At 60.6% G+C, this 4,848-nt stretch carries 6 protein-coding genes; 4 read left to right on the top strand and 2 right to left on the bottom strand.

Annotation, left to right across the window (positions count from 1 at the left end; all coding sequences use genetic code 11):
• On the bottom strand, window positions 1–192 hold a 192-nt coding region (locus EPA64_RS16560), incomplete at its 3' end, for a hypothetical protein (protein WP_220443780.1).
• Between EPA64_RS16560 and EPA64_RS16100 the strand changes: the two genes are divergently transcribed.
• The 4 genes from EPA64_RS16100 (at window position 191) to EPA64_RS16085 (ending at window position 3,654) form a co-directional block, all read left to right on the top strand.
• Window positions 191–1,549: a tyrosine-type recombinase/integrase gene (locus EPA64_RS16100; RefSeq protein ID WP_134727301.1), complete on the top strand. Its 1,359-nt coding sequence runs from the start codon at window positions 191–193 to the stop codon at window positions 1,547–1,549. The genes EPA64_RS16560 and EPA64_RS16100 overlap by 2 nt on opposite strands.
• Before the next feature lie 95 nt (window positions 1,550–1,644).
• Complete coding sequence (locus tag EPA64_RS16095; RefSeq protein WP_220443779.1) at window positions 1,645–2,280, top strand: DUF433 domain-containing protein; 636 nt, start codon at window positions 1,645–1,647, stop codon at window positions 2,278–2,280.
• Window positions 2,277–2,699: a DUF5615 family PIN-like protein gene (locus EPA64_RS16090; protein ID WP_134727299.1), complete on the top strand. Its 423-nt coding sequence runs from the start codon at window positions 2,277–2,279 to the stop codon at window positions 2,697–2,699. The genes EPA64_RS16095 and EPA64_RS16090 overlap by 4 nt, the downstream gene beginning before the upstream one ends.
• 250 nt (window positions 2,700–2,949) lie before the next feature.
• Window positions 2,950–3,654 (top strand): arginase family protein, encoded by a 705-nt coding sequence (locus tag EPA64_RS16085; protein ID WP_134727298.1) that lies wholly within the window; start codon window positions 2,950–2,952, stop codon window positions 3,652–3,654.
• Here EPA64_RS16085 and EPA64_RS16080 read toward each other — a convergent pair.
• Window positions 3,626–4,848 (bottom strand): IS3 family transposase gene (locus EPA64_RS16080; RefSeq protein ID WP_246026803.1). Its coding sequence is split into 2 segments (ribosomal slippage), with 1,224 coding nucleotides annotated over them: window positions 3,626–4,509 and window positions 4,509–4,848; the frame shifts between segments, so codons are not numbered across the junction. This gene is flagged as partial in the annotation. The two genes, EPA64_RS16085 and EPA64_RS16080, sit on opposite strands and share 29 nt — an antisense overlap.

Raw genomic sequence — 4,848 nt, 5'->3', positions numbered from 1 at the left:
GCCTTCGGAGGGATTATTGCTGGTCCCGCCGATTAACGCAAGGGGCACGCTACGATGCGCTATGTTACTGTAATAAAAAAGGAATTTGATTTCCTTCGCCGACAAGCATATCCTTACGTTCGCCACGGTTTTCGCCCTGCTGCTTACGTGGTGCTTACGCGGGTTTTCGTGCATGTGACGGAGGAAGTCCATGGCTAAGCTGACAAAACGGGTTGTCGACGCGGCGGAAAGCCGTCGCAGTGATTACGTGATCTGGGACGATGAACTACCCGGGTTCGGCCTCCGTGTCTTCGCCTCAGGCAGGCGCAGCTATGTGATCCAGTATCGCCAAGCTGGACGCTCGCGGCGCTACACCATCGGTCTGCATGGTGTCTGGACGCCGGAACTGGCCCGCCAGGAAGCGAAGGTTCAACTCGGTCGGATAGCGCGGGGTGAAGACCCGGCAGAGGAAAAGCAGCTCGACCACAAATCCATGTCGGTCAAGGAACTCTGCAATCTCTACCTCAAGGATCTCCAGGCCGGGCTCATTCTTGGCAAAGGCGGAAGGCCGAAGAAGCAGGGCACGATCATCTCCGACATCGGGCGGATTCAGCGCCACCTGATCCCCCTGCTCGGCACGCGCCGGGTCAAGGATTTGACCAAGGCCGATATCACCAAGGCCATGAAGGATATCATGGCTGGAAAGACGCGCCTCGTCGCCAAGACGGAGAAACTGCGGGGCAAATCCGTCGTCAAGGGCGGCGTCGGCACCGCGACCAGAACCATCGGGCTCTTCGGCGGGATTCTTACCTACGCGATGGAAGCCGGCATTATCGACGTGAATCCTGCCCACGGTATTCGGCGCCCGAAGGATAACGTCCGTGCGAGACGCTTGAGCGAGGCCGAATATCGTATCCTTGGCGACATGCTCAGGTCGGCTGCCGAGAACGAAACCTATCGCATGACGACGGAAATCATCCGCCAGATCGCTCTTACCGGATGCCGTCGCACCGAGATGGTCACTTTGCGATGGGATGAGGCGGATACGGAGTCCAGTTGCCTGCGCCTGGCGGACAGCAAGGAAGGCCGCTCCATCCGTCCGGTCGGCTTGCCAGTCGTGGAGTATCTCGAAAACCGCCGGGCCGAGGCTGTCGGCGAGTTTGTGTTTCCCGGCCGGGACGGCGACGCAGCCTTCGGCAGCTTCCCAAACCATTGGAAGAAGATCTTCGCGGACTCGCCGCTCGCCGACATCACGCCGCACGTCCTTCGCCACAGCTTCGCCAGTGTGGCGAACGATCTTGGCTTTACGGAAATCACCATCGCGGCCCTTGTCGGACACGCCAAGGGATCGGTCACGAGTAACTATATCCATACGCTCGATACCGCTCTCATCATGGCGGCCGACACTATCGCGGGCTACATCCAAGGTCTCCTCGACGGCATAGAGTTCAAGCAGACCACCTACGCCCTTGATCGGGATTCCCGCAAAGCATCGCTGGCGCGGTTCCTCCAGAAGGCCGCCGGCAACGACGATCTGCCCTCGGAAGAGGTGCAACCGCTTGCGGCGTAAGTTAGCGCGGTCCTTGAAAATCGGGTGCTTCCAATATATATTCCGACCTATCGGATGAATTATTGATGTTGGAGGCACCCATGCCCGCGACTGAAATGCTGAAAGCGACGGAAGCGGCCGTGGTCGCCCGCGTGAGCCTGCGCGACGTCAATCGCGTGATCGACGAGCGCATCCTGCCCGAGACCCTGATCTCCGTCGACAACGGCCGATACGTGCTGGGAGCCGCCTGCACCCTGATCGCCTTCTATTTCGAGAGCGCGAAGCGGCTGACCTCGGAGGAGCGTCTGTTCGCCATCCGCTCGACCGAGCCCCGGCTGCGGCGCTGGAACCGGGCAGCCACCGCGGCCCTGCTGAAAGCGGACTGGACAGTGCGCCACGACTTCCTGACGATCGACCTTCTGCCCTTCTTCGAGCGCTCCATCGAGCGGCTGGAGCGGCTGGATGCAGCGACAGAACTGGTGACGATCTCCGATGCCGTCATGGGCGGCGTCCCCGTCATCAGCGGCACGCGCGTTCCTGTCCACGACGTCGCGGCCGCGATGGCGGCGGGCATTCCCGTCAAGGAAATCCTTGAGGATTATCCGTCGCTGACCGAGGACAAGCTGGAACTCGCCGCGCTCTATGCCGAAGCCAACCCCCTGCGCGGGCGGCCGAAGCCGGTCATCGCCGCTCTGCCCAAAGGCACGCGCGTCATCTCGGATCATCGTCTCCCGCGCAGGCGGGCCGGATGAAGTTTCTGGTTGATGAGTGCCTCAGCCCGAAGCTGACCGAACTGGCTCATGAGAGAGGTTATGGGGAATCGTCCCATGTCGTCTGGCTGGGGCGTTCCGGGGCGAAGGACTGGGATCTCCTCCCTCTCATCATCGACGGGGACTGGACCTTCGTGACCCGCAATTCCATCGATTTCCGGGGCGCGGCCTCACGCCCCGGAGAGAAAGGGCAATATGCCCGCGTCGACCTGCATGCAGGTCTTGTCTGCCTCAATGGCCCGGACACCATGACGCGCAGCCTCCAGTTGGAGATGTTCGAGCAGGCCCTGGTTGAACTTGAAGCCGAACCCGATCTTGTGAACCAGGTGCTGGAAGTCACACTGGAGGGCGATGATCATCTGCGCGTCGTTCGATACGCGCTTCCCGCCGAGAATCATTGAGTTTTCTACATGGTATTGTCGGGGGAAAGCCTTCCCCCTGGCCGGCACCAGCGTCGTCGGCAAACCCCTCTCGCGAAGACCCATAGGTGCCGCAGCAGAACAGGTCGTCGTGGGTTTCTGGATTTTGCGACAAATTGCCGACCAACGGCATCAGATGCGGCGCATCTCGGTCCGGTTCCTATATTGTCGGAACAGACGTGCCAGGCCGAAAGGCCGTCACCGATAGCTATAGGTAACTTGAAGGATCGTTATGAGCGACAGCAAATCCATCCGTTTGGTCATCCCCCAATGGCAGGGCGGCGACAACCCGGCATACAGCTTAGGCTCCAAGATGCTCGATTGGCTTGCCCCCGAAACCGACATGCCGGTTTTTCATGTGTCGGTAAGGGAACCGACCGGGCCCCTCGCCAAAGAGGATGGGATACCCGGCCGGAGCGACATCAACAGCCAGCTTGCCGAAACATGGGACATTCTCAAAGAGCAAGAGCCGCAACGTATAGCGACGTTCGGCGGCGACTGTCTGGTTTCGCTCGCGCCATTCGCGTGGCTCAGCGAGAAATATGGCGAAAAGCTCGGCGTTCTCTGGATCGACTCCCATCCCGATGTGCAGACGGCGGACCAATATGCGAACGCTCATGCGCATGTCCTGGGCGCGTTGCTGGGCAATGGCGATGCCGACCTGACCAAAATGGTTGCCCGACCGCTGGACCCCAGGAAGGTGATGATCGCCGGCATCCATCACCCCTTGGAGCACGAGGAAAAATTCCTGTCGGAACGGGGCATCCAGACCTGCTCGCCCGAGGAGGTCAAAAGCGGTGGGGATGCCGTGATGGACTGGATCGAGACAAACGGTATCGAGCATCTGGCCATACATTTTGACCTTGATGTTCTTGACCCTCTGGTCTTGCCCCCGTTTCGCCGGACACTCAGGCGGTTGCGATTTGAGCGGCAATGAACTCGCGGGGCGAGCGCATTTTCAGCCCTGAGTGCGGGTGGTTGTCATTGTAATCCTCGATCCAGTTTTCGATCAATCCAAGAACTGTCGGGGCGGTGGGCAGTGGAGTCACCTGGACGTAGTCGCGTTTCAGCGTCTTCACGAAAGCCTCCGAGATGCCGTTGCTTTGCGGGCTCTGGACCGGCGTGAAGCAAGGCTTCAGTCCCAGCTGGCGAGCAAAGATCTGCGTGTCCTTCGCGATATAAGGTGAGCCGTTGTCGGACAGCATCTCGATGACGGATGGGGCGCGGTAAGCGCCGAAGCGACGCTCGACGGCCTCCAGCATGATATCGCGAATATCGGAACCGCTGATCCCGGCATTCGCCACAGCGCGCCAGGCGATGATTTCACGGTCATGGGCATCGATAATGAAGGCACTGCGGATGATATCGCCGTTCCAGCAGGTAAACTCGAAGCCATCGCTGCACCAGCGCAGGTTCGAACGCATGACGATCACCTTGCCGTCGTGAACATGCTCGGGACGTTCCGTGTATTTCCGCGTCAGAAGCAGGTTATGGGTCTGCATGATCCGATAGACCCGCTTGTGATTGACCGGTGCCAGGCCCTCCGAGCGCAGCTGGCGGTTCAGGAGCGCGGCGATCCGCCGGTATCCGTAGGTCGGCCGCGCTGCCACGAGCGCGGTGATCAGCGGCACCACCGCCGCGTCTTGCGCTTTGTGATAGCGCCGCCGCGGCTTCGCGCCTCCCTTCAGGCGATCATGAAGATTTGAGCGGGAGACACCGAGGGTCTTGGCCACCACGCTCATTGGGAACCGTCCTTCGGCTGCGACTGCGCAAGCCACGTCAGTTTTTTTGAGCGCGACTTGTCGAGCGCCTCCTTCAGAATTTCGACCTCGAGCGTCTTGCGCCCGAGCTGGCGCTCCAACTCGCGGATGCGCTCTTCCATCTGTCGGACAGCGCGATTGCTTGTGACGTCATCGTCTCCAGACACGGCCACGGCCCCTCCCTCCAGCATCAGACGCCGCCAACGATACAGCAGGTTCGGTGCCACGCCATTGCGGCGCGCCACGACCGAGATGCTGGCGTTCTCCTCCAGCGTCTCCTCGACGATCCGTAGCTTCTCAGATGAAGTCCAGCGGCGTCGGCGACCGCCATCGGTGAGTAAGCGTCCGGCCCGAGGGCTACCCGTTCCATT

Source organism: Paracoccus luteus, from assembly GCF_004522155.1.
In the GTDB taxonomy this organism is placed as follows: domain Bacteria; phylum Pseudomonadota; class Alphaproteobacteria; order Rhodobacterales; family Rhodobacteraceae; genus Paracoccus; species Paracoccus luteus.
This window is presented reverse-complemented; position numbering and strand designations above follow the sequence as displayed.